Raw genomic sequence first — 23297 nt, 5'->3', positions numbered from 1 at the left:
CAGGGCGTTTCTGATGGCTGGCTAAACGGCCTTTTTCAGCCCCAGCTTGCTGTGCTTGTAGCCGTAGTTGAAGTACAAAGCCAAGCCGATAATCAGCCAGCCGAAGAACAGCAGCCAGTTGTTGATGCCGAGCTGAGTCATCAGGTAGAGGTTGGTGAGCAAACCCAGAGTAGGCAGCAACGAGAGGTGCCGGCGGAACGAATACCACGCCAGCAGCAAGCTAGCCACGAAAAATACCAACATCGGGATGTAGTGGCGGCCTTCCTCATAGCCACTGCTCAGAGCCTTGCGGAACTCCTCAATACCAGCGCCATTGTACACAAATAGCAGCACGGTTCCCACCAGCAGCACCAGCGGCACCAGATACTGCCCGTCGATGTAGGGCACCTTGAAGCGGGCATCGGACTTGCCGTGCGGATCAATCACGAGGATGCCGCCGCACACCAGCGCGAAGGCAAACAGCGTCCCGATGCTGGTCAGGTCAATCACGAGGTCCATGTTGAGCAGCAGTGCCGGCACGCCCACAAAAAAGCCCGTGACGATGGTGCTGAACGACGGCGTGTGGAAGCGCGGGTGCACCCGGGCAAACACTGGCGGCAGCAGCCCGTCGCGGCTCATGGTCATCCAGATGCGGGGCTGCCCGATCTGGAACACCAGCAGCACCGAGGCCATGGCAAAAATGGCCGACACGGCCACCACGCCCGCCAGCCAGTTCAGGCCCACTTTCTGAAACACGAAGGCCAGCGGGTCGCCCACGCCCAGCTCGGTGTAGCTCACCATGCCAGTGAGCACCAGCGTGATGATAACGTAGAGCACGGTGCAGATGATGAGGGCGTAAATCATGGCCCGGGGCAGGTCGCGCTGCGGGTTTTTGCACTCCTCGGCGGTGGTGCTGATGGCATCGAAGCCGATGTAGGCGAAGAACACCGCTGACACGCCTTTGAGCACGCCACCCACGCCGTTGGGCGCAAATGGGGTCCAGTTGTCGGGGTTCACATAGAACACGCCCACCGCAATAACCGTGGCTACCACAATCAGCTTGAGCAGCACCAGCAGGTTGGAGGCGTTCTTGGATTCCTTGATGCCGATGTACACCACGGCTGTGATGAGCAGCGTGATGAGGCCGGCGGGCAGGTCAATTACCAGCTTCAGGTCGCCGAAGATGGTGGGCGCCGAGTTCCAGGCCTTGTAGCCTTCCAGCTGCGTGGCGGTGGCGTCGGCGAGGGGCTTGCCGGCCTGCATCAGCTCCAGCACTTCGTTGTAGTGCTTATGGGCGCTTTGCATGCCCATTGTGAGCCAGATAGGCATGTCCCAGCCCACGCCCGAGAGCAGGCCAGTGAAGTAGTCCGACCAAGAAATAGCCACCACAATGTTGCCGACGGCATATTCCATGATGAGCGCCCAGCCGATGATCCAGGCCACCAGCTCGCCAAACGAGGCATAGGCGTAGGTGTAGGCCGAGCCGCTGACCGGGATGGTGGCGGCAAACTGTGCGTAGCACAGCGCCGAAAACGCGCAGGCAATGGCCGTAAATACAAACAGCAGCGAAACGGCCGGCCCGCCGTCGTGCGAGGCATTGCCGATGGTGCTGAAAATACCAGCCCCGATGACGGCCGCAATGCCCAGTGCCGTCAGGTCGCGGACGGTGAGGTGGCGCGCCAGGCCCCCGCCCCCGCCGTGGCTTTCGGCGTCGGCAGGCGGGTTGTGCAGGATGTCGGTGAGGCTTTTGCGGCGGAACAGGCCGCTGAGACGTGAGGGAGGTAGCGGATTAGACAAAGCAGTGGAGCGAGGTAAGAGGGGCAAAAGATACAGAATAATGCGGCTAGGCTGCTTTGATGCGCGTCATCTTCCTATCTTCCGGCTATGGCTACCGTTTCTATTCCGCAGCCCTGCCCGGCTTCCTGGGCCGATATGACGCCCGCTCCCGGCGGCCGCCACTGCGGCGCCTGCAACAAGATAGTGGTCGATTTCAGCGCCTTTTCAGCGGCCGAGGTGCAGCAGTATCTGCAGCGCCACCCAGAGGCGTGCGGGCGGTTTCAGGCCACCCATGTGGGCCAGGCCCCGGTGTGGGCGCCGTGGCTGGCCGCCGCCCTGGCAGCCCTTAGTAGCTGCAAAACCGAGCCCTTCGTCGTTGCACCGCAGGCCGCCAATACGCCGGTGGACGCAACCCGCCACTTCCTGATGCGCGGCACCGTGGTGGATAACAGTACCGGCCGGCCACTGGCGCAGGCGCTGGTTATCAGTGAGCAGGATACCACCTTCCTCACCCACACCGCCGCCGATGGCTCGTTTCAGCTGCGGCTGCCGCTGCATCTGCTGGGCACGCGGCTGGTGGCGGCCATCGAAAACGGGAAGATGCCGGCTGAAAGCCAGGAGTTGGAGGGCTCCTACCTACCAAAATATTTTCCGGCCGACAATACCACCGGCTCTGTGGTTTCGCTGCGCAACCCAGGCATGATTATAGGTCAGGCAGAGCTGGCGTCTGACGAATGCTACTCACCGGTAGTTATGCGGTATGTGATGCCGCCGCCACCGCCGCCTCACCTCATTACAAGCAGCTTCACCGCCCCTGTGACCAAGAACGAGGCCACAGAATAGCCGCCTGAATTCGGTTCGTTTCTGGTTTCAGTCACTCCACATTTTTCCCTCTTCCACTATGGCCTTCTCCGTTCCGAGCCCCTGCCCTAAAGCCTGGGCCGACATGACGCCCACCGCCGACGGCCGCCACTGCGGCAGCTGCCAGCACGAAGTCGTGGATTTCTCGCGCATGACCGAAGGCGAGGTCACGGCTTGGCTGGCGAGGCCGGCGGCGGGCGCCGTCTGCGGCTTTTTTCGGGCCGGGCAGTTTGCGCCGCCGGCCGTGCTGGCGCCGGCCGCTCCGCGCTGGCGCCGCTGGGTGCTCACGTCGCTGGCGCTGCTCAGCTTCAAGCCGCTGGTTAGCTCCTGCCAGACCACGGCCCCGGCCGCCACGGCCGGCCCCACTCCCACCTCCCAGACTGACGCTCTGGCCGACGCCCCCAACGGCCAGGTGAACGTGCGTGGCCGCGTCCTCGACGACTCCACTGGCCTGGGCGTGCCCGGCGCCGAAATCTTCATCGGCGACACGCCCTACGGCGCTACCACCGACGAGCAAGGCAATTTCAGCTTCGTGATGCAGCAGAAATGGGCGGCCGTGCAGAACGGCACCGTAAAGCTGCGTGTGCAGGGCAGCCCATTCGTGTTCGTGACGCAGCAGGTATCCGTGGCCGTGTTGCCGGCGCCCGCGCCGCTTACGGTGCGCCTGAAGTCCCGGGAGGGCCGCGGGCAGATCATGGGTAAAATTGCGCAGCACGACCCGCCCCAGAAGCCCCCGCTGAAGTAGCCTGCTGTGGCACGGACTTCAGTCCGTAGCCCGACTGCACCGGCCTACCCGCGCAATATGAACGAGCCGACTGGCGCAGCGCATTTGGGCTACGGACTGAAGTCCGTGCCACAGACACCCGGCACCGCGCTACTTGGGCAAAAATTTTCAGGCGCAGTTTGTGGAATCGGGCGGCGGGCGGCATCAGAGGCACAACTCTTCTGCTACCTGCCATGCCACAGCCGCTTAGCCTCTCCGTTCCGCAGCCCTGCTCCGAAAGCTGGGCCGCCATGACGCCCGCCGCCCAGGGCCGCCACTGCGCCGCCTGCGCCAAAGTCGTCATCGACTTCACCACCTTCAGCGACGCCGAGGTAGTGGCGCTGCTGCATCGCACCGCCGCCCCCTGCGGCCGTTTCCGCGAAGACCAGCTCCAGCGGGTATTGCGGCCGCTGGCCGAGCCGGCGCCGCGCTGGCGCACCTGGCTGGCCGCAGCGGCCGCCGTGCTGGGGTTGCGGGAATTGGCAGCGGAGCAAAGCGCCGGGCAGCAGCCTACGGCTCCCGTGTACACCGATTTCCTGACCCAGGACCAGCGCAAGCTTATCCGCCATCCGCAGCCTCAAGTGCCTGCCGATAGCAGCAGCCAGGTAGTGCGCGGCCGGGTCACAGATGCCAGCACCGGCGAAGGCCTGCCTGGTGTCACGATCCTCATACAGGACACACGTATCGGTACGTCAACGAATACCGATGGCACGTTTGAATTGCGCCTCTCGCAGTCCCATTTCCCCACTCCATCTACTACGTTGAGCATTTCCTACATCGGCTACCAAAATCAGGCTATCCGCTGGGATGAGCTCCAACAGCTGGCATTACCAATTGAATTGAAAATGGCTACCCAAACTCTGGGGGAAATAGTGGTAACGCGCAGTTACTATGCTAAACCCTGGCACCCACGTAGCCTCTGGAATCGGGTGCGCGCGCCTTTTCGGCAGTAGCCGCCTAAACCTTTCTGCCCCCAAAATCCTTATTCCGGGGTATGAAGAATCTGTTGCTTGCCGCCTTATTTCTGGTTTTTGCCACCTCGGGCTGCGCCCTGAAGCCCACCAATAAGTACGACGTATTCACGGAGCGGGCCCAACTGCCGCAGGAGGAAGCCGTGCACAAGCAGAATTCGCTGGAGTGGTGGTACTTCACGGGCCACCTGCGCGACGTGAAAACCGGCGAGCAGTTCGGCGTGGAATATGTGTTCTTCCACTTCAACATCACCGGCAAGAAAGACTGGCAGATGGTGAACTTCGCCGTTACCGACCCGCAAACCAAGCAGTTCCGCTACGACTACAAAGTGGAACGCCTGCCCAAGCTACTCGATTCGGCGCTGCCCGTCAGCCTGCAGATGCAAAAGGACGACCAGCGCTGGACCCTGGCCGGCGTCACTGGCGAGTACCAGCTGCAGGGCCGTATGGCCAGCCACAAAGGCTACGCCATCAACCTGAGCACCAAGCCGCAGAAGCCCGTGCTGCTGCACAGCGGCACCGGCTACGAAAACTACGGCGACGTGGCCAAGGCCGGCTACTACAGTTACCCGCGCCTGGCCACCACCGGCACCATTGAGGTAGACGGCAAAGTGCACGAAGTAACCGGCGACCTGTGGTACGACCGGCAGTGGAACTGCAACTCCGTCACCAACAAAGGCATCGGCTGGGACTGGTTTTCGCTGCAGCTCGATGAGCCCGCCGCCGCCGTGGCTGGTACGGCATCCGCGCCGGGCAACGTGACGCGCCACGAAATCATGACCTACCAGTTGTTCGACCGCAACTCCAGCAAAGTAGTAAACGGCGGCACCTACAACGGCCCCCAGCCGGGCCAGGCCGTAGACCTGGAAGCCAAGGACTTCCAGCTGGAGGTGCTCGAATACTGGACCAGCCCGCACTCCAAGCTGCGCTACCCCAGCAAATGGCGCCTGCGCATCCCCAGCCAGCAATACGACCTCACCATCACGCCCCTCGTCCCCGATCAGGAGCTAACGCTCAAGTTGTTTGCGGGCATCAAGATGCGCTATTGGGAAGGCATGTGCCGGGTAGAGGGCACGCACAATGGTAAGCCCGTGCAGGGCAACAGCTACGTGGAGCTAACCAACCGCGGCAAGGCCGGCAAAGACCCACTGACCCCGCAGCCTACCGCTACTACAGGCTCTCCGGCCGCACGCTAGCTACTTTTCCAGCTTACACCAACGGCGCAATAAATCATCCTTTCAGCACCACCCGGAACGTAGTGCCGCGCCCGACTTCGCTCCATTTCACGAAGAGGCGGCCCTGGTGGTAGTTCTCGATGATGCGTTTGGCCAGGGCCAGGCCCAGGCCCCAGCCGCGCTTTTTAGTGGTGTAGCCCGGCAGAAACACGTTGTCGATTTTGCTTTTTGGGATGCCCTTGCCGGTGTCGGTGATGTCGATGGCAATGCCGGTTTTGTCGCGGACGGGGCGGCGCAGGTGCAGCGTGATGCTGCCGCGGCCGTCCATAGCATCCACGGCGTTTTTGCAGATGTTCTCAATCACCCAGTCGAAGAGCGGCACGTTCACCAGCGCTGGCGTATCGGTGGGCAGGTCGGTCTTGATTTCGAACGTCACCTTCTTCGAGACGCGGCTCTGCAGGTAGGAAATGGCGTTCTGGGTGGTGCGCAGGATGTTTTCGGGCTTGAGCACCGGCACCGAGCCGATGTTGCTGAACCGCTCCGTGATAATCTGCAGCCGCCGGATGTCCTTGCTCAGTTCCTCCACAATGGGCTCATCCTTGAACCGCTCACTCTCGCTCAGATAGCTCTGCCAGGCCATCAGGCTGCTCAGGGGCGTGCCCAACTGGTGCGCGGTTTCCTTGGCCAGGCCCACCCACACGCGGTTCTGCTCGGAGCGGCGCGAATAGCTGAATGCGAAGTAGGCAATAACGCCCAGGCAGGCAATCACGGCCAGCTGCACCAGCGGATACGTTCGCAATTGTGCCAGCAGCACTGAATCTTTATAATAGATGCGGTTGCGCAGGCCGGCACCCAGCTCAATCACGATGGGCCGGTGCTGCTGCTCCATCACCGTTATTTCGCGCCGCAGATACGCAATGGAGGCCTTCTCCGACCGGCTCTTGGGCACGGTCACGTTCTTGGCATCCACGATATTGCCCTCGTCGTCGGTGAGGATGATGGGGATGGTGGTGTTGGCGTTGATGATTTCCTCGAATACGAAGTTGGTATTCGAGTCGACCTCCGAGTTGATGATAAAGCGCTGGGCCTTGGCGTAGAGTGCAATCTGCTGCTGCTCCCGCTCCGACACGCGCTGCACCAGGATGTTGGTATAGATGACGGTAGCGGCCGCAATGAGTAGCGCCACCGCCACAATAAGCAGTTTGATGCGGGATTTTTGGTCGTAGATGGCTATCAAAGCACGAAGAAAACGCTGGTGAGAAACCCGGCAGCAGCAGGCTGCCGGGCGCGGCGCCGGCCCCGGTTTGCCCCGAAGCCCGCCGGGCGGAACGAAGGTACAACGCGCCGCCGGGCGCTGCCGTTACGACAAAGGCCGCCTAGCGGACTACCCATCAGCTGATTTTTGTCACTTTATCGATTCAAAAAGACGCTTTAAAGCCCTAAAACGCAATTTCAACCTTTCTCGAACCAGGATAGGTTGCTGGCTGTTTTCACGGTACCAATTTGTGCCGTAATTTTGCCTTCTGCAATTGCAGTAGCCACCCGCTATGTCCCATCCTTTCAAGGCAGTCAGTCTTTCGTTCAAAAAAGCCCCCCTGCAAATCCGGGAGCTTATTGCACTGGACGAAGCCGCCTGCCGCCGCTTTCTGCACACGCTGCACCACGAACTGGGTCTTACCGACCTACTCGTGCTCAGCACCTGCAACCGCACGGAAGTCTACTACTCCTCTGACCTCGACTACAGCACCGCCATCATCACGGCGCTGGGCAAGCTCAAGGGCCTGGCCGACGCCGACAGCTACACGCCTTACTTCGACCTGCTCACCGATGCCGATACGGCGGTGCAGCACCTGTTTGAGGTAGCTATGGGCCTCGATGCTCAGGTAGTTGGCGACCTGCAGATCAGCAACCAAGTGAAGCAGGCCTACCAGTGGGCCGCCGACGAAGACGCTGCCGGTCCGTTTCTGCACCGCCTGCTGCACACCGTGTTCTTCACCAACAAGCGCGTACAGCAGGAAACCAGCTTCCGCGACGGCGCTGCTTCCACCTCCTACGCCGCTCTGGAGCTGGTAGAGGAGCTGACCGCCGACGTCGCCAACCCGCGCGTGCTGGTGGTAGGCCTGGGCGAAATCGGGGCGGATGTGTGCCGCCACTTCGGCGACAGCAAGCAGTTTCAGGACGTGACCATCTGCAACCGCACCCGCTCCAAGGCCGAAACGCTGGCCGAAGAATGCGGCCTGAAGGTACTGGACTTCGAGAACTTGGTGCAGGGCATGAAGGAAGCCGACATCATCGTGTCGTCGATTGCGGCAGCCACGCCCTTCTTCACCCGCGAGATGGTGCAGCACCTCGACGTGCTCAGCTACAAGTTCTTCATCGACCTGTCGGTGCCGCGCAGCATTGAGGCCGAGGTGGAAACCGTGCCGGGCGTGCTCGTCTACAACATCGACGCCATCCAGAGTAAGGCCTCGGCCGCGCTGGAGCGCCGCCTGGCCGCCGTGCCGCACGTGCGCGCCATCATTGCCGAAAGCATTGCCGGCCTCAACGACTGGAGCAAGGAAATGATGGTGTCGCCGACCATTCAGAAGCTGAAAAACGCGCTGGAGCAGATCCGGCAGGAAGAGATGGACCGCTTCCAGAAGAAGATGAGCCCTGAGGAAGCACGCCGCATGGACGAAGTCACGAAGTCGCTGATGCAGAAGATCCTCAAGCAGCCCGTCATCCATCTCAAAGCCGCCTGCAAGCGCGGCGAGGCCGACCAGCTGATTGACGTGCTTACCGACCTGTTTGATCTGGAACACCAGCCGACGGTAGCCTAAATCTCCTTCTCCTGTCATTGCGAGCATGTGGCGCATCAAGCCAGTGTCGAAGCAATTCATCCTCTCACAGCAGACAATTTCCTTACGACAAAGCCCTCCGGCATTAGGCTATGACCTACTGCCGGAGGGCTTTGCTGTTAAGAGGGCTTGTTTCAGACAGAAGATAGCTGGCTCCGCTTGCACTGTCTGATACCTGCCCCAAACGAAAAAAGACCGTCAACTGGCGGTCTTTTTCGATTAGGAAGAACGAAGTAAGCCGCGCTTACATCGTGTCGCAGCACTCTTCCAGCGAGTCGATAACATCGAGCAGCTTGGGAATGGACAGCGAGTAGTAGATTTTGGTACCCACCTTGAACGACGACAGAATGCCGCGGTCTTTGAGGGTAATCAGGTGCTGGGAAGCAATAGCCTGCGGCAGATCGAGCGAGCGGTAGATTTCCGTTACGGTCATCTTATCCTCTTTGCCCAGCAGGTCAACAATGGCTAAACGCTTCGGGTGCGCCAATACCTTAAGCATGGCAGCAGCCTTGTCTACTTTTTTAGATTCTACTCGTGACAGCAAAGGTTTCATAGGAGGGTACTACGGTGGCGAGGTGGAGGACGTTGTCGTCAGGAATATGCCTACTACGATATTTACGCCTTAAAGAGTTCCGGTAACAGAAATCGAACCAGAAAAACCAAGGCCATACTAGGCAGGCAGACAACCCTATTTGCTGCCCTAACGCAGTAAAGACCCCAATTCTTACGGGGGGCTGCTTACCTTTGGCCAACAAAATTACTGCCATCCTACCTACCCTTTTCTTCCCCGCCCATGAAAGACCTGCTGGCCAAATTCGAGAATAAGCGTCCTGAAATTGTCTTCGAGTGGAAAGACGCCGAAACGGAAGCCGAAGGCTGGGTGGTGATTAACTCGTTGCGCGGCGGCGCGGCCGGCGGCGGCACCCGCATGCGCAAGGGCCTGGACAAGCGCGAGGTGGAAAGCCTGGCCAAAACCATGGAAGTGAAGTTTACGGTGTCGGGCCCCGCCATCGGAGGTGCCAAGTCGGGCATCAACTTCGACCCGCAGGACCCACGCAAGCGCGGCGTGCTGGAGCGCTGGTACCGGGCCGTCATTCCGCTGCTAAAGAACTACTACGGCACCGGCGGCGACCTGAACGTGGACGAAATCCACGACGTCATTCCGATTACGGAGGACTACGGCCTCTGGCACCCGCAGGAAGGCATCGTGAACGGCCACTACCGCGCCACTGAGCCCCAGAAGATTCAGAAGCTGGGCCAGCTGCGCCAGGGCGTGGTGAAGGTGCTGGAAGATGCCGCCTTCACGCCCGACCTGAGCCGCAAATACACCGTGGCCGACCTGATTACGGGCTACGGCGTGGCCGAAGCCGTGCGCCACTACTACGAGCTGTGGGGCGACCGGAGCGTGGCCGGCAAGCGCGCCGTGGTGCAGGGCTGGGGCAACGTGGGCGCCGCGGCGGCTTACTACCTGGCCAGCCAGGGCGCGCGCATCACGGGCATCATCGACCGGGCCGGCGGCCTGATCAAGGAAGAGGGCTTCTCGCTGGAAGAAATCCGCACGCTGTTTCTGCAGCGCGAAGGCAACGCCCTCACCGCGCCGGATCTGCTGTCGTTTGACGAGGTGAACCAGCGCATCTGGAGCAGCGGAGCCGAAATCTTCATTCCGGCGGCGGCCTCGCGCCTCGTCACGCGCCAGCAGGTGGAGCAGCTGATTGCGGGCGGCCTGGAGGTGATTTCGTGCGGCGCCAACGTACCGTTCCAGGACCCGGAAATCTTCTTCGGCCCCACCGGCGAGTTTGCCGACCAGCACACCTCCGTCATTCCCGACTTCGTGGCCAACTGCGGCATGGCCCGCGTGTTTGCCTACCTGATGGAAACCAACGCCGAAATCACCGACCAGGCCATTTTCGGCGACACCTCGCGCATTATCCGCCGGGCCCTGGAGCGCACCCGCCAGCAAGGCGACGCGCGAACCGGCGTGGCCCAGAAGTCGTTTGAAATGGCCCTGCGCCAGTTGGTATAGCGTAGGGGCGCGTTGCACGCGCCCGCCGGCACCGCGTCCGTTCAACTGTACTCTACGCTGGTGCGGAACTGTTTTTCCGCTCACTTACCTACGCGTCTGCGTGGCTGGCCCAGGCCGGCGGGCGCGTACAACGCGCTCCTTCCATGACCCTTACCGAAATCCTGCACTACCGTTTTCTGGGCAACAATGTGGCCGCCTACCTGTGGTGCGTGGGCATTTTGCTGTTTGGCTACGCGTTCAAAACGCTGCTGTCGCGGCTGGTGTCGCGGGTGGTGTTCCGGTTTATTCGCCAGAAAACCGAGGGGGTCAGTGAAGCCCAGTTTCAGGCGCTGCTGATCCGACCGCTGTCCATCGTGGTATTTTTCGTGACGATTTACCTGGCGTTTCAGGTGCTCGACTACCCGGTGCGCAGCTCGGAGCTGGCCCACAACGAGCCTTGGCCGAAAGTGGCGCTGTTCCGGCTCTATCAGATCGGGATTATCTGGGGCGTGGCCTGGATTGCCCTGCGCCTCGTGGATTTTGCGGTGCTGGTATTTCAGCGGCGCACCAGTACTGGCGGAGGACTACAGGCCGAATTGGTGCCCTTTGCCAAGGATCTGATAAAAGTACTCATCATTGTGCTGGCGTTTCTGGGCGTGCTGGGCCGCGTGTTTGGGGTAGACGTTACGGCCCTGATTGGGGGGCTGGGCATCGGGGGCCTGGCCGTGGCCTTTGCTGCCAAGGAAAGCTTGGAAAACCTGATTGCCTCGTTCACCATCTTCCTCGACCGGCCCTTTGCCGTCGGCGACCTGGTGGAAGTGGGCGCCGTGGCGGGCACCGTAGAGAAGGTGGGTTTTCGCAGTACGCGCCTGCGCACGGCCGAGAAAAGCTACGTCACGGTTCCTAACAAGTCCATGATTGACAAGCCGTTGGACAACCTCTCGTTGCGCACGGCGCGGCGCGTGAGCTTCACGCTGGCCCTGAGCCACGCTACTTCCAGCCAGCAGCTGCACCGCATTGTGGAGGAAGGCAAGCGCCTGATCGGCGAAAACCCACTGGTGACCAAAGACATCCAGATGCAGTTTTCGGCCCTGACGCCGGCCGCCAAGGAAGTGACCGTGCAGTACTTTGTGGAAACCACCAACTACGACGAATACCTGCAGGTGAAGGAGGAGCTCAACTACCGCCTCGTGGAAGCCGTGGAGCAAGCCGGCGGCCTGTTTGCCAGTACCGGCAGCACCGTAGTGCAGCTAGCCGGCGGCGGCCGCCTCGACGGCCTCAATTCGGCCAGTACGCCGGTGGTGTAGTAGCGCGTGGCCGGCTACCGGAACTTCGGCGACTTGATGGTGGCGCGGTGCTGGATGATTTCCACTTCCTTGTCCTGCGGGTAGTCGACCTGGAAGCTGAAGCCCAGGCGCTGGCTGGTGCCGGGAGCCAGCGTCAGCACCCACGTGAGCCGGCCGGTGCGCTCGTCGAGCTGGGCTCCGCTGGTTTCCAGCGCTTTTACTTCGATTTCTTTTTCGCTGGCAACCGGAATCTGATCCTGTATCCGGATGCGGATGGGTTCGGCGTGGCGGTTGCGCACGTTCAGCTCGTAGGCCAGCTGCACGCGGCGCTTACCACTCAGGCCCGCCTTGCCACTGAAGTCTTTGAGCTTGGTACGGCTCACCACCACCTGCTCATCGTAGCCCAGCGTTACCTCCAGGGAATCGTTGTAGGCTCGCTCGTTCAGGTCGACCTGGCCCACGTAGCCGCCTTTGTGGTACACGGCCGCATCTTCAGGCAGATGCAGGCCTTCCCAGCCCGTGGCTTTGGCCGTCAGGTATACTTTGTCGGAGAGTTTGGGCAGGGCCAGGTATTCGGGGCGGGCCGACAGCCGCAGGGGCGGCAACGAGACGTCGCGCCGCCCGCCTACGGCCAGCGTAATGGGCTCGGGCACCTCGTAGCGGGTGCTTTGCGCCACGTTGGCGGGCTGGCCTTTGGCCGTGCCTTTCACCACAAACTCATCAATGCGGCCCTCACCGATATGGTCGCCGCCATTAAAGTCCAGCGCCCAGGGCTCCAGCTGCGGGCGCGACACATCTTCGGCCAGGGCGTAATTCATGATGGTGAGGCGCACCTGCTGCCACGCCAGCCCCGACTGATTGCGCAGCATCCCATGCGGATCAAAGCGCAACTCCCGCCCCGCTTCATCGGCCCGAATTTCCAGTTTGGGCTGCCACGGCATGCGGCTACCCACGTAATAGCGCACCGTGAGCGGCACGGGCCCGGCCTGTTTGGTGCGCACCAGCGCCACTACCCGGTCGCCAGGGTCGTTGGCCGTCCGGGGTTCAAGCAGCGTTGCCTGTTTCTTTAGCTCTGTCTGGCGCAGCTGCAGCCGCTGGGTTTCACGCAGTATGGCGGCCGTGCGGGTGCGCAGCAGGGTGGCGCCTTTCTGCACTTCCGCGCTCCAGTTGGCCTGGGTGCCGGCGGGCAGCGTGCGGTTGGCCTGCAAAAACACCTTCTCTTCTTCCAGCCCTTTCAGCTCGGCCTCCACTTGCTCTATTTCGTCGCGGGTGCGGCGCAGGCTGTCGAGGGCAGGCTGGTTGGCTGGCGAGGCGGGCAGCTCATCGGCGGCATCCAGCGACACCAGCTCGGCCGCCGGGCCCAGCTGCAGCTCCAATGATTCGGATTTGATTTTGGCTGACAAGTTATCGAATACCAGCCGGCTCAGGCCAGCCGGCAGCTGCACCTGCCCTTTGTGTTCCAGCGACGTCCCGTTCAGGTACACCACTACGCTGGTGAGGGGAGGCCTGGCCGGGACAAGCGGGGTAGAGGTTTGAGCGGCTGCGGCCCCGGGCAGAAGCAGCAGAAAGACACGTAAATATTGGCGCATAGCTTCCTGATTCAGAATTGGGCAGCCAAGGTGCGCAGATCCAACGGCAATAAAAAAGGCCGGCGGCTCCCTCAGGAAGCCACCGGCCTTTTTTTATGTTCCAGAAACTATAGCAGACGCCTAGCGGCCACCGCCGAGCAGGCCGCCGAGCAGACCGCCCATGCCACCGCTCATCAGGCCACTCAGACCGCCACCGCCGGCGCTGCGGGGCTGCGAGCCCGGCTGGCCGCCCAGGCCACCCAGAATCGACATCAGCGAACCAAGCCCGCCGCTGCCCACGTGCGAGCCCTGCTGCGGCATATCGCCGTAGGAGCCCTGCGCACCAGCCGAAGAGTTGCCGCCGCCGAGCACGCCGCTCAACAGGCCACCGCCGAGCAGACCACCGAGCAAACCGCCCATCGAGCTGCCGCCCATGGCACCGCCCATCAGGCCGCCCAGGGTGCCGCCGCCGGTCATGCCGCCCATCAGGCCGCCGCCGCTGCTTTGGCCACGGCCACCACCCATCACTTTCGACAGCACCATCGGGGCCACTACGCCAAGCAGGCCCGCCATCAGCGCGCCTTTCGGGATGCCGGCGCTTTCCAGCTTGTCGGTGATGCCACCGAAGAAGCCCTGCTTGGCCGGGTCGCTGGCATCGTGCGGCACGTGGGCCGCCTGGTCTACTACCTGGTTCAGCGTCTGGGTTTGCTGGGGCGTGATGCCCAGGTAAGCCGAAATCTTATTGATCATGGCTTCCTCGTCGTTGGCATACGCGCCATCGGCGCGGGCAAAGCTGATGAGGTCTGTCACGAGCGAGTAGCGCAGGTCGCTGTTGCGTAGCGCGTCGAGGTTGCTCTTGATGGTTTCGTTGCTGGCGTCGCGGGCAGCGCTTAATACCTGCTGCGTGGCACCGCCAGAGAGGCCGGCTTCGTGGGCCAGCTGTTGCAGAAACTCTATTTCAGTAGCGGAGGCTTCCCGGTCAGCCGAAGCGAGGCTGGCAATGACGCTCAGGTAAGCGGCTTTTTCCGAGTCGGAGTAGTTCTGGAGAAGTGGGGAATTGCTCATCTTCGTGTAGTTGGAAAGTAGTAGGGTGGGTTCTGCAGACCTTAACGCACATCCTTTAATTTGGTTAGCGCCTACTGCCGCCGCCGCCGCTACCCACTTTCCAGACAGGTCAGAATTCGAAATACTCGCCGGTCTGAGGCTGGGCGGGCTTCTTGGCGGGCGGCTTTTTCAGCTCGAAGGGTTTGCGCGGCTCCTGCGCCGGGCCAGCAGGCGCAGCAGGCTTCGGCAAGTCGGGGCGGCTGGCTGGCCGGGCGGTTTCCTGCGGCACCGTCGGCGCGCGGCCCGGCTGGGGCCGCCGGTCGTAGCTCACCCGGAAATTGTCTTCATCGCCCTGAATGGCCAGCAGCAGGCTGGGGCCGGTAGCCATGCCCACGGTGCGCTGCAGCAGCCCGGGCAGAATCGGGATATTGAGGTGGTAGTCCATCTGCTGGTCGAAGGTGTGGGTACCCGTGACGCGAATCAGGGAGGCGGCTCGCACGTTGGAGCGGATTTCCATTTCGGGCAGATACACCGTGCGGCTCTGGATGTAGACGGGCGTGGTGAGCTCGGCAAAGCGCAGGTGCCGCAGCCGCTCCCGGCCGGCTATCATGGAGAGCTTCTGCAGCGGCTCGAAATTGTTGAGTTCCCCGTTGCGTACCTGCAGGTTCAGCTCGGCCTCTAGGCGGTTAGTGAGCGGCGTAAGGCCCCCATCGAAGTACAGGTCCGACTCGGCGGTGGCCGTGAGGGCCCCGCGCAGGTGCCGCGCCGTGATGAACTGCTGCCCGAAATCCTCGAACGTGTAGAACAGACTATCCAGCGGCAGCTGCCGGCAGCTGATGGTGGAATGCAGGTGCAGCAGCAGCGGCTGGCGGGCATCGAGCGTGCCCCGAAAGCTGACCTGCCCGCCGGCGGCCCGCACCGTCAAGGAAGGCGCGCTCAGCACCTGCTGCTGCAGCCGGATGGTGCCGCGCAGCTGCCGCCCCCGAAACCGCCGAAACCGCAGCCGCTCCACCTGTGCCCGCACATTCAGGGCCAGCTGGGTGGGCAGCCGGAACTCGTAGCTGCCGGACCCGGGCGCGCCGGCGCCAGTGGCCGCAGCAGGGCCTGCGGGCGTAGTGAGACGCAGGAGCTGGTCGAAATCCAAGAGCCGCGACGTCAGGTCGGCGTCGAGCAGCAGCGTTTGGCCGGGCAGCAGGGCCCAGGCCAGGGCATTGCGCAGGCGGCCCTGCAACCGGAAATCCGACCCACCCACGCGCCCCGTGAAGCCCGCCACTTCCACCTCGCGGCCCAGCAGCCGGAAGCGGCCCGTGAGGGCCGTGAGCGGCTGGCTGAGGTCGCGCAGGCGCAGCTGCACGTTCTGTAGCACCAGGGTTCCGCTGGCCTGCACAGGAGCCGTAGCCGGCCGCGCCCGCAACTGGCGCAGGTTGCCGGCAAACGCCAGCGACAGCTGGGCAGTACCCCGGCCACTTGGCACGGCCGCCACCGGGTAGAACTGCAGCGCCTGCGCCACGTCCAGATCGGCGCGTACCTGCAGCTGCACGGTAGGATCCAGGAAATTGGCGTAGCGCAAACTGCCGCTGAAAGGCCGCCCGCGCAGCGTGCCGCGCACGTTCTGCAAGCTCAGCACCGAGGTGCGCGCCGCCTGGGCGGCGCCGTTGCTGAAGGTGCCCGCCAGAAACACGTGCTCCACGGCCTGCCGCAGCTCCGGATGGTAGAAGGAAGCGTCGCGGCAGCCGAACCGGGCCTCAATGCGCGGGCTGGCCTGCCCCGACACCTCGCCCCGTACCGTCCCGCCGAAGTACACCGCCCCGCGGCTGCGGTAGGCCCGCAGCGGCCGCGCCACCCGCGCCGGCAGCAGCGCCAGCACCGACTGCACGTCGGTGTTGCGGCCCGCCACCTGCAGATCCAGCTGCACGACCCGGCGGTAATCGATACGCCCGCCCACTTCATAGGATGCCGCTCCCACCCGTAGCTCGGAGGGCTGCAATGTCACGAGCCGGGCACCCCGATCCACGCGCAGACGGGTGTTTAGGGTCAGGTCTTTATTTTGGAAGTAGGCATCGAAACCCAGCTGCAGGGCCTCTACGCGGGCTTCGCCCTGGGCCGAAATGTCCACCAGCATGTCCTGCACATCCAGTTGGGCGCGCACGTCGTGGGCCTGCACGGTATAGCGCTGCCGGCGCTGGTCGTCGGCGTAGACGGTAGCCACGCGCTCCAGCCGGATGTTTTCGAGGGCGAAGGCCAACGGCTGACTGCTTGGCGCGGCGGTGGTATCAAAGCGTAGCACGTCGTAGTTAGGGCGGCCCTGCGCGTCGTGGCGCACCCACACCCGGCCGTCGGCCAGCGTCACGGCCCGGATGCGGTAGTGGCCGCGCAGCATGTCCCAGGCGTCGAAGGCGCAGTAGAGGCGGCGCGCCCGGGCCAGCGGCACGGTGTCCTGCGCCAGCGAGCCGCTCACGCGCAGCTCATGCAGCGTGATGGAAACGCGCGGAAACTGGTCCAGCACCGATACCTCCATGCGGCCCACCTGCACGGGCGTGGCCAGGTAGCGGTTGGCTTCCTGCACAAACAGCGCAATGATGCGCTCCTGCCCCAGCCACACGCCCCCAACCACCGCCGTCACCAGCAAAACCAGCCCGGTCAGAAAAAAAAATAGCACTCGCCGCAGCTTTCTCAATCTCCGAAAATTTCTGACTCTAAAAGAGTTGCCTGCAAAACCACCCGCCCTGCGAACATTTTTACGGGCTAAAGTTCGCACAAAGTGTTGCGTAATCAGAAACGACCTGCCATATTTGCATCCCCAACGGGATACGCCCAACGGGAGATTAGCTCAGCTGGTTCAGAGCATCTGCCTTACAAGCAGAGGGTCACTGGTTCGAACCCAGTATCTCCCACTTTTTTATTTTAGTACATTGCCCTATCGGGAGATTAGCTCAGCTGGTTCAGAGCATCTGCCTTACAAGCAGAGGGTCACTGGTTCGAACCCAGTATCTCCCACATCGAAAAGGACAGCCCTACCGGCTGTCCTTTTTTGTTTGCGGCCGGCCTGTTCGCAACCGGTTGCTTTTCAGCCTCTATTCTGCCTGCCATGCTCCTGCTCGAAGTTACAGATGCCGCCCGAGCCCGCCAGTTCCGCGACCTGCCCGTGCGCCTCTACCAAGGCCACCCCAACTGGATTCCGCCCCTCGACCACGAGCTGGAAGCGGTTTTCGACCCCAAAAAGAACCCCAACTTTGCGCAGGGCGAGGCCATCCGCTGGATTCTGACCACCGAGGCCGGGGAAGTAGTGGGTCGGGTGGCCGCCTTCGTGAACGGCAGCACGGCCCACACCGAGCCGGCACTGCCCACCGGCGGCATGGGCTTTTTTGAGTGCATCGACGATCAGGCCGCGGCCAGCCAGCTGTTTGAGGCCTGCCGGGCGTGGCTGGCGGCGCGCGGCATGGCGGCCATGGACGGGCCCATCAACTTTGGCGAGCGGGACCGGTTCTGGGGGCTGCTGACGGACGGCTTCACCGAGCCCAACTACGGCATGTTCTACCACCTGCCCTACTACCAGCAGCTGTTTGAAGCCCACGGCTTTCAGCTGTACTTCAAGCAGTATACCTGCTACCGCGAGGTGGCCGCGCCGCTGCACGCGCGCTTCTTTGAGGCCACCGAGCGCTACGCCGCCCAGTACCCGGAGTTCCAGTTCCGGCACGCCAGCAAGCGCGACCCGGAGCGCATGGCCCGCGACTTCCACCACGTATACAACCTGGCCTGGGCCAACCACAGCGGCATTGCGGCCATGACCCTGGACAAGGCCCGCGACCTGGTGCGCCAGATGAAGCCTGTGCTGGATGAGCGCCTGGTGTACTTCGCCTACCACCACGACGAGCCGATTGCCTTCTTCGTGAGTCTGCCCGAGCTGAACCAGCTGTTCAAGCACGTCAGCCGCAACTTCAACCTCTGGAACAAGCTGCGCTTTCTGTGGCTGAAGCGCCGCTACGAGCAGCGCTCCGACAAGAAGGGCTTCGGTGTGATTTTCGGGGTGGTGCCGGCGTGGCAGGGCAAGGGCTTGGAGCTGGCCCTGATGGTGCACGCCCGCGCCGAGATGATGCGCGCCGGCTACACCGAGTTTGAGATGAACTGGATCGGCGACTTCAACCCGCGGATGCTGGCCGTTATCCGCTCCATTGGGGCGCGTATCTACAAAACGCACATCACCTACCGCTACCTCTTCGACCGGGAGCGGCCGTTCGAGCGCAGCCCGATTATCCGGTAGTCGGCTGTCATTGCACGCCTGTCATTGCGAGCGAAGCGAAGCAATCCTTCCTCTCGTGGCAGTCACTTTCCTTACAGAAAAGCCCTCCGGCGTTAGTGTACTACACTACTGCCAGAGGGCTTTCTGCTGAGGGTCGTTTGTCTCATGGAGAGGAAGGATTGACGCCGCTTGATGCGCGGAATGTCGTGCCTCCTCGCAATGACAGCTAGCTGTTGAACTGCGCGTGTAGCTGGAGCACCTGCGGGATGAGCAGGTGCTCGTCGTCGTTGTACACGATGTGGTCGGCGCGCTGCATTTTTTCTTCTTCGCCGAGCTGCTTGCCGATGATGGCCAGGATGTCGTCGGGGGTGCGGTGCGGGTCGCGGCGCAACACGCGGGCTTGGCGCACTGGTAGCGGGGCAAACACGGTGATTATCTGGTCGAGGCCCTTGTAAGCTCCCGATTCGAAGAGCAGGGCGGCTTCCTTCAGCAGGTAGCGGTGGCCTTCCTGGGCGCGGGCGGCGCTCCAGGCGGCAAAGTCGCGGCCTACGGCGGGGTGTACCAGAGCATTGAGGCGGGCCAGCTCCGCCGCATCGGCAAAGGCGACGCGGCTCAGGTGCACGCGGTTCAGCTGGCCGGTGGCATCAAAGGTTTCGGGCCCGAAGGCAGCTACCAGCTCATCGCGCAGCTGCGCATCGTTGGCCATCACCCACTTGGCCCGGAAATCCGAATCATATACGGGCACACCCAATACCTGAAACAGCCGGCACACCACGCTCTTACCCGAGCCAATACCCCCCGTAATTCCAATCCGAAGCATAATTTATTTGGTGATGGGGTGATGGGGTGATGAGGTGACAGGTGACAGGTGACAGGTGACAGGTGACAAAATAAGAACGTCATTCCGAGCCTGCGAGGAATGACGTTCTTTTTCATCCTATTACCCCATTACTTCATCACTTCATCCCCCCGCTCACAGATACGCGCACGGTGGGGGTGATGACGCGGCGGCCCCGCACCAGAGCCGGCACCTGGGCCAGCACGGGCTGCAGGCTGGAATCGGGGCCGGCGAACTGGCCGTAGTGGAGCTGCACGCGCACCTGGCTGCGCTGCTGGCTGAGGCGGGCGCTATCCTCGGGGAAGCACTGCAGGCGCACCTGCACCGTAGCCGGCCACAACTGGTACTCGCGGCCCGCCGGAAACCCGGATAGCTCGGGCACTATGCGCATAAGCAAGCTCACGAGCGGGCGGGGCTGCAGGCGCACGCGCACCTCGGGCACACTGGTTTTCACCAGATCAGGCCCCCCGATGGGTACGCTCATGTCGCCATTGGTGCTGCTAGCCGGGGCGCGGGGCAGATGCACCGGGTAGGGGTTGGACAGCGCCAGCACCTGCCGCGCCGGCCCCCGAAACACCACCGAGGCAGGCGTGAACCGGGCCGCAAACGGCAGCGCCGAGCCATCGGCGGCGGGGCTCAGGGCCAGCGGCAGGCGGCGGCTCAGCAGCTGGTCGAACGCCACCCACAGCGTATCCGAAATCAGGTAGTTGAACTGCAGGCCTTCCATGGAAGCCTGCAGCGCCGGCCGCACCACACGGCCCGTCACGTAGCGCGTGGCGGGCAGGCCGGGCAGCGTAATTTCGGCGGGCTTCATGTCCAGCATCAGGTGCTTGCGCAGCAGCTTCCAGCCCCGGGTCGTCACGTTCACGGCTACCTCGGTGGGCAGCGGCTGCACCGGCACGTAGCGCGTAGCATCGTAGCGCCAGGCCAGCGGATAGGCAATGCGGGTGGTGTAGGTCTTGTTGAGGGCATTGAGCAGCCAGAACGTGCTGGCCGCCAGAAAGCACGCCGTTACGGCCCGCCAATAGCTCCGCTCCTGCCCGTAAAACGGGCTGAAAAACCAGCGCATCAACTGGGCAGAGCGGTTTAGTGGCATCGGGTACGGAGTAGGGTTTCGACTTCACAAGCCAGGACGAAGGCAACTCACTGTCGACGTTGCCCTTCGGCCCGGGTATAGCTTACGCTACAGTGTCTTTTACGCTGTCCTTGGCGGGCTTCACTTCGCGGGCAATGGCCGAACGGTCAAACTTGAGCTTGGTGCCGCGGTCCACTTCGATGATAATGGCTTCGTCGGTCAGGTCTACCACTTTGCCGTGCAGGCCGCCGATGGTTACTACGGTAGCGCCTTTGCCGATCGACTCGCGGAATTTCTTGGCTTCGGCGGCTTTGCGTTGCTGGGGCCGGATCATGAAGAAGTAGAGCACCACCGCAATGGCCACCGGAAACAGATACGACATAAAGCTCTCGTTGGTGGCAGCAGCCTGCAGCAAAAGGGTAGCAAACATGTAAAAAGGCGTGAGGAGGTGAAAAAGAATGAGGTGGCAAGGTACTGCCATCCGGGGTAACACGAAGGACCTTATGCCAGCGGAACCGCCGACGTTGTCGCGACGCGTTCCGCTGCCATAAGGTCCTTGGCGCAGCTCAGCCTGGCGGGTCCGCCACGCTCAGCAAGGAGGCACTACTGCCGAACCGGACCCTGCGCGCCGTCGGGCAGGATGTTGGCCTTGATGGCAATAACCGTGGTGCTGGGCGTGGTGTTGGCCTGCACCGAAATCTGCTTGTTCTGCATGCCCGACTTGCCTTGGCTGTCGAACTGCACGTCAATCGTGCCGGTGGCGCCGGGCGCAATAGGCTCTTTGGTCCAGTTGGGCGTGGTGCAGCCGCACGAAGCGGTGGCGTTGCCAATCAGCAGCGGCGTTTTGCCGCTGTTGGTGAACGTGAACGTGTGCTTCACCACCGCGCCGGGCTGGATGTCGCCGAAGTCGTGGTCCGACTCGGCGAAGGTCATTACCGGAGCGTTGGGGTTGGGCACCTCCGTTTCGTTGGTCACGTTGGGGTTGTCCACGGTGGGGTTGGCGGCAGCCTCGGTGGCGGCGGCATTCATGCCTTCGGCGCCCACTTCCGTGGTTTTGTCGGTGTTGCAGGCGCTGGTCAGCAGAGTGCCGGCCAGCAGGAAAAGGAACGTGCGTTTCATGGAATGAGAATTGGAATGTAGCAGAAGCTTTAGCTTGTGCCGGATAGCAGCACAACACGAAAGCGGCAGAAAACAGTCAAAATTTTTCGGCCCGCTGACGGCACAGGCTAAAGCCTATGCTACAGGATGTGCTACTGCAAATTAGCAATAATCGACTGGGTGAACTCGCTGGTAGAGGCCGTGCCGCCCAGGTCGCCAGTGCATTTTTCCTTGGTCTTGAGGGTGGCTTCCAGCGCCTTCTCAATCTGGTCGGCTTTAGCGTGCTCGCCGAGGTAATGCAGCATCATCAGGGCCGAGCGCAGCAGGGCCGTGGGGTTGGCTTTGCCCTGGCCGGCAATGTCCGGGGCCGAGCCGTGCACGGCTTCAAAGATGGCCATGTCGTCGCCGATGTTGGCGCCGGCTACCACGCCCAGGCCGCCCACGAGGCCGGCGCACAGGTCCGACAGGATGTCGCCGAACAGGTTGGTGGTTACCACCACGTCGAACTGCTCGGGCTTGCCCACCAGTTGCATGCACATGTTGTCGATGATCTTGTCTTCGAACACGATGTGCGGAAACTCGTTGCTGGCTTCCTTGCAGGCGTTCAGCATCAGGGTGCCGGCCATCTTCAGGATGTTGGCTTTGTGGGCCAGGGTCACCTTCTTGCGGCCGTGCTTGTCGGCGTAGGCGAAGGCGGCCCGGCAGATTTTGCGCGAACCTTCCTTGGTGATGCGGTTGAACGAGTCGGCAATGCCCAGGCGCTCATCGTACACTTCAAGGCCCGAGTACAGGCCCTCGGTGTTTTCGCGGAACAGCACCAGATCAATGCCCTCGTAGCGCGTTTTGATGCCGTCGGTGGTTTTAGACGGGCGCACGTTCTGGTAGAGGTCGTACTTCTGGCGCAGCGTCACGTTGATGCTGCGGAACCCCTTGCCCACCGGCGTCGTGATGGGGCCTTTCAGCGCCACGCGGTTTTTCTCCAGCGACGTCAGCAGCGCCTGCGGAATCAGCTCGCCCGACTGGTCGAAGGTGGTCTGGCCGGCGTTCTGCTCTTCCCATTGCACCGGCACCTGGGCCGCCGTGAAGATGTCCGTAACAGCTTTCGTGATTTCCGGGCCGATGCCGTCGCCGGGGATGAGGGTGATAAGGTGCATTGTATTGATTTACTGATTGTTTGATGTACTGATGTGCTGCGCAACGGCAGGCTGAGTGCCAAGCCTCCCGCAAAGGTACCCAAGCGCGACGGGTGCTGAAAATGAAAATGTGCCGACGTGCTGCCAACAGTTTCCTGTTTCTCAGCACATCAGCACATCATCCTGTCAGCACCTCATCTAAACCGTCTTGCGCGAGTTGATCTGGTTGATGAGCTGGTCCACGTCGCCGAGCAGCTGCTCGGCCTTGCTCTTGGCGTCCTGAATCACGCGCTGGCCTTCGCTCTTGGCCGAGCTGGGCCCCTGGTCGGCGCGGTTGGTCACCAGGTTTTCGGTGAGGTCGGCCAGGGTTTCGCGGTACTTCTCCAGCTGATAGCTCAGCCAGCTGCGGGTTTCGCGGCCTTTTTCAGGCGCATACAGGAGGCCAATGGCGGCGCCGGCCAGGGCTCCGCCCGCGAAGCACAGAATACCGGTAGTGGTTTTGCTACCCATTTTTTTAGTCTTGAGTATGAAGTAGGGAGTAAGGAGACAAACTTGATGAGCTTGAGTACGAAGTAACGCACAAACGAGATGCAACTTGCCCGGGGTCAGCAAAAACGGCGGCGCCTGCTCTGCTTGCCCGATACCAGGCTA

At 62.3% G+C, this 23297-nt stretch carries 20 protein-coding genes and 2 tRNA genes; 10 read left to right on the top strand and 12 right to left on the bottom strand.

Annotated features, from left to right (window positions below; genetic code table 11):
* Nucleotides 1–21: 21 nt before the first annotated feature.
* Nucleotides 22–1776: an amino acid permease gene (locus O3303_RS15785; protein WP_269559344.1), complete on the bottom strand. Its 1755-nt coding sequence runs from the start codon at nt 1774–1776 to the stop codon at nt 22–24.
* An 87-nt stretch (nt 1777–1863) separates the two neighbouring features.
* Here O3303_RS15785 and O3303_RS15780 point away from each other — a divergent pair, with 87 nt between their 5' ends.
* The 4 genes from O3303_RS15780 to O3303_RS15765 all read left to right on the top strand — a co-directional run bounded on the left by O3303_RS15780 (nt 1864) and on the right by O3303_RS15765 (nt 5546).
* Nucleotides 1864–2598, top strand: coding sequence for a peptidase associated/transthyretin-like domain-containing protein (locus O3303_RS15780; RefSeq protein ID WP_269559343.1), 735 nt, complete (start codon nt 1864–1866; stop codon nt 2596–2598).
* A 58-nt stretch (nt 2599–2656) separates the two neighbouring features.
* Nucleotides 2657–3361, top strand: a complete 705-nt coding sequence (locus tag O3303_RS15775) for a carboxypeptidase-like regulatory domain-containing protein (RefSeq protein WP_269559342.1) — start codon at nt 2657–2659, stop codon at nt 3359–3361.
* Between the two features lie 212 nt (nt 3362–3573).
* Nucleotides 3574–4332, top strand: a complete 759-nt coding sequence (locus tag O3303_RS15770) for a carboxypeptidase-like regulatory domain-containing protein (protein WP_269559341.1) — start codon at nt 3574–3576, stop codon at nt 4330–4332.
* A 41-nt stretch (nt 4333–4373) separates the two neighbouring features.
* Complete coding sequence (locus O3303_RS15765) at nt 4374–5546, top strand: lipocalin-like domain-containing protein (protein WP_269559340.1); 1173 nt, start codon at nt 4374–4376, stop codon at nt 5544–5546.
* 34 nt (nt 5547–5580) lie between these two features.
* On the opposite strand, the gene O3303_RS15760 is transcribed toward O3303_RS15765, so the two are convergent.
* Entirely contained in the window at nt 5581–6762 is a 1182-nt protein-coding gene (locus tag O3303_RS15760; protein ID WP_269559339.1) for an ATP-binding protein, read from the bottom strand.
* A 310-nt stretch (nt 6763–7072) separates the two neighbouring features.
* Between O3303_RS15760 and hemA the strand changes: the two genes are divergently transcribed.
* Nucleotides 7073–8344 carry a glutamyl-tRNA reductase gene (hemA, locus tag O3303_RS15755; protein WP_269559338.1) on the top strand — a complete coding sequence of 424 codons (1272 nt, stop codon included), beginning with the start codon at nt 7073–7075 and terminating at the stop codon, nt 8342–8344.
* Nucleotides 8345–8606: 262 nt separating this feature from the next.
* Here the strand turns inward: hemA and O3303_RS15750 are convergent, their stop codons facing one another.
* Nucleotides 8607–8861, bottom strand: coding sequence for an ArsR/SmtB family transcription factor (locus O3303_RS15750; RefSeq protein WP_269559337.1), 255 nt, complete (start codon nt 8859–8861; stop codon nt 8607–8609).
* Nucleotides 8862–9155: 294 nt separating this feature from the next.
* Here O3303_RS15750 and O3303_RS15745 point away from each other — a divergent pair, with 294 nt between their 5' ends.
* Together O3303_RS15745 and O3303_RS15740 are read left to right on the top strand one after the other, a co-directional pair.
* Nucleotides 9156–10385, top strand: a complete 1230-nt coding sequence (locus tag O3303_RS15745; RefSeq protein WP_269559336.1) for a Glu/Leu/Phe/Val dehydrogenase dimerization domain-containing protein — start codon at nt 9156–9158, stop codon at nt 10383–10385.
* Nucleotides 10386–10528: 143 nt separating this feature from the next.
* Entirely contained in the window at nt 10529–11671 is a 1143-nt protein-coding gene (locus tag O3303_RS15740) for a mechanosensitive ion channel family protein (RefSeq protein WP_269559335.1), read from the top strand.
* Nucleotides 11672–11685: 14 nt separating this feature from the next.
* Here O3303_RS15740 and O3303_RS15735 read toward each other — a convergent pair whose 3' ends face one another.
* The 3 genes from O3303_RS15735 to O3303_RS15725 all read right to left on the bottom strand — a co-directional run bounded on the left by O3303_RS15735 (nt 11686) and on the right by O3303_RS15725 (nt 16921).
* A complete protein-coding gene (locus O3303_RS15735; RefSeq protein WP_269559334.1) occupies nt 11686–13239 on the bottom strand; it encodes a DUF4139 domain-containing protein in 1554 nt (517 codons plus the stop codon).
* Between the two features lie 120 nt (nt 13240–13359).
* Nucleotides 13360–14283: a TerB family tellurite resistance protein gene (locus O3303_RS15730; RefSeq protein WP_269559333.1), complete on the bottom strand. Its 924-nt coding sequence runs from the start codon at nt 14281–14283 to the stop codon at nt 13360–13362.
* Nucleotides 14284–14392: 109 nt separating this feature from the next.
* Nucleotides 14393–16921 carry an AsmA-like C-terminal region-containing protein gene (locus O3303_RS15725; protein WP_269559332.1) on the bottom strand — a complete coding sequence of 843 codons (2529 nt, stop codon included), beginning with the start codon at nt 16919–16921 and terminating at the stop codon, nt 14393–14395.
* 160 nt (nt 16922–17081) lie between these two features.
* Here O3303_RS15725 and O3303_RS15720 point away from each other — a divergent pair.
* The 3 genes from O3303_RS15720 to O3303_RS15710 all read left to right on the top strand — a co-directional run bounded on the left by O3303_RS15720 (nt 17082) and on the right by O3303_RS15710 (nt 18523).
* Nucleotides 17082–17156: transfer RNA gene (locus O3303_RS15720), tRNA-Val, on the top strand.
* Between the two features lie 28 nt (nt 17157–17184).
* Nucleotides 17185–17259 (top strand) — tRNA-Val (locus O3303_RS15715).
* 91 nt (nt 17260–17350) lie between these two features.
* On the top strand, nt 17351–18523 hold the full coding sequence (locus tag O3303_RS15710) for a GNAT family N-acetyltransferase (protein ID WP_269559331.1): 1173 nt from the start codon (nt 17351–17353) through the stop codon (nt 18521–18523).
* Nucleotides 18524–18728: 205 nt separating this feature from the next.
* On the opposite strand, the gene coaE is transcribed toward O3303_RS15710, so the two are convergent.
* From coaE to O3303_RS15680, 6 genes are all read right to left on the bottom strand, one after another.
* On the bottom strand, nt 18729–19322 hold the full coding sequence (coaE, locus tag O3303_RS15705; protein WP_269559330.1) for a dephospho-CoA kinase: 594 nt from the start codon (nt 19320–19322) through the stop codon (nt 18729–18731).
* A 136-nt stretch (nt 19323–19458) separates the two neighbouring features.
* On the bottom strand, nt 19459–20436 hold the full coding sequence (locus tag O3303_RS15700) for a hypothetical protein (protein ID WP_269559329.1): 978 nt from the start codon (nt 20434–20436) through the stop codon (nt 19459–19461).
* An 82-nt stretch (nt 20437–20518) separates the two neighbouring features.
* Nucleotides 20519–20845, bottom strand: coding sequence for a preprotein translocase subunit YajC (gene yajC, locus O3303_RS15695; RefSeq protein WP_269559328.1), 327 nt, complete (start codon nt 20843–20845; stop codon nt 20519–20521).
* Between the two features lie 173 nt (nt 20846–21018).
* Nucleotides 21019–21534 (bottom strand): DUF1573 domain-containing protein, encoded by a 516-nt coding sequence (locus O3303_RS15690; protein ID WP_269559327.1) that lies wholly within the window; start codon nt 21532–21534, stop codon nt 21019–21021.
* Nucleotides 21535–21665: 131 nt separating this feature from the next.
* Nucleotides 21666–22667, bottom strand: coding sequence for an isocitrate/isopropylmalate dehydrogenase family protein (locus O3303_RS15685; RefSeq protein WP_269559326.1), 1002 nt, complete (start codon nt 22665–22667; stop codon nt 21666–21668).
* A 177-nt stretch (nt 22668–22844) separates the two neighbouring features.
* Nucleotides 22845–23156 carry a YtxH domain-containing protein gene (locus O3303_RS15680; protein ID WP_044014992.1) on the bottom strand — a complete coding sequence of 104 codons (312 nt, stop codon included), beginning with the start codon at nt 23154–23156 and terminating at the stop codon, nt 22845–22847.
* Nucleotides 23157–23297 lie beyond the last annotated feature (141 nt).

This window comes from Hymenobacter canadensis, from assembly GCF_027359925.1.
Taxonomy (GTDB): Bacteria; Bacteroidota; Bacteroidia; order Cytophagales; family Hymenobacteraceae; genus Hymenobacter; species Hymenobacter canadensis.
This window is presented reverse-complemented; position numbering and strand designations above follow the sequence as displayed.

Coding starts and splice junctions, on each gene's coding strand:
- O3303_RS15780 (WP_269559343.1), top strand. CDS start 1,864: ATGGCTACCGTTTCTATTCCGCAGCCCTGCCCGGCTTCCTGGGCCGAT.
- O3303_RS15775 (WP_269559342.1), top strand. CDS start 2,657: ATGGCCTTCTCCGTTCCGAGCCCCTGCCCTAAAGCCTGGGCCGACATG.
- O3303_RS15770 (WP_269559341.1), top strand. CDS start 3,574: ATGCCACAGCCGCTTAGCCTCTCCGTTCCGCAGCCCTGCTCCGAAAGC.
- O3303_RS15765 (WP_269559340.1), top strand. CDS start 4,374: ATGAAGAATCTGTTGCTTGCCGCCTTATTTCTGGTTTTTGCCACCTCG.
- hemA (WP_269559338.1), top strand. CDS start 7,073: ATGTCCCATCCTTTCAAGGCAGTCAGTCTTTCGTTCAAAAAAGCCCCC.
- O3303_RS15750 (WP_269559337.1), bottom strand. CDS start 8,861: ATGCTTAAGGTATTGGCGCACCCGAAGCGTTTAGCCATTGTTGACCTG.
- O3303_RS15745 (WP_269559336.1), top strand. CDS start 9,156: ATGAAAGACCTGCTGGCCAAATTCGAGAATAAGCGTCCTGAAATTGTC.
- O3303_RS15740 (WP_269559335.1), top strand. CDS start 10,529: ATGACCCTTACCGAAATCCTGCACTACCGTTTTCTGGGCAACAATGTG.
- O3303_RS15735 (WP_269559334.1), bottom strand. CDS start 13,239: ATGCGCCAATATTTACGTGTCTTTCTGCTGCTTCTGCCCGGGGCCGCA.
- O3303_RS15730 (WP_269559333.1), bottom strand. CDS start 14,283: ATGAGCAATTCCCCACTTCTCCAGAACTACTCCGACTCGGAAAAAGCC.
- O3303_RS15710 (WP_269559331.1), top strand. CDS start 17,351: ATGCTCCTGCTCGAAGTTACAGATGCCGCCCGAGCCCGCCAGTTCCGC.
- coaE (WP_269559330.1), bottom strand. CDS start 19,322: ATGCTTCGGATTGGAATTACGGGGGGTATTGGCTCGGGTAAGAGCGTG.
- O3303_RS15700 (WP_269559329.1), bottom strand. CDS start 20,436: ATGCCACTAAACCGCTCTGCCCAGTTGATGCGCTGGTTTTTCAGCCCG.
- yajC (WP_269559328.1), bottom strand. CDS start 20,845: ATGTTTGCTACCCTTTTGCTGCAGGCTGCTGCCACCAACGAGAGCTTT.
- O3303_RS15690 (WP_269559327.1), bottom strand. CDS start 21,534: ATGAAACGCACGTTCCTTTTCCTGCTGGCCGGCACTCTGCTGACCAGC.
- O3303_RS15685 (WP_269559326.1), bottom strand. CDS start 22,667: ATGCACCTTATCACCCTCATCCCCGGCGACGGCATCGGCCCGGAAATC.
- O3303_RS15680 (WP_044014992.1), bottom strand. CDS start 23,156: ATGGGTAGCAAAACCACTACCGGTATTCTGTGCTTCGCGGGCGGAGCC.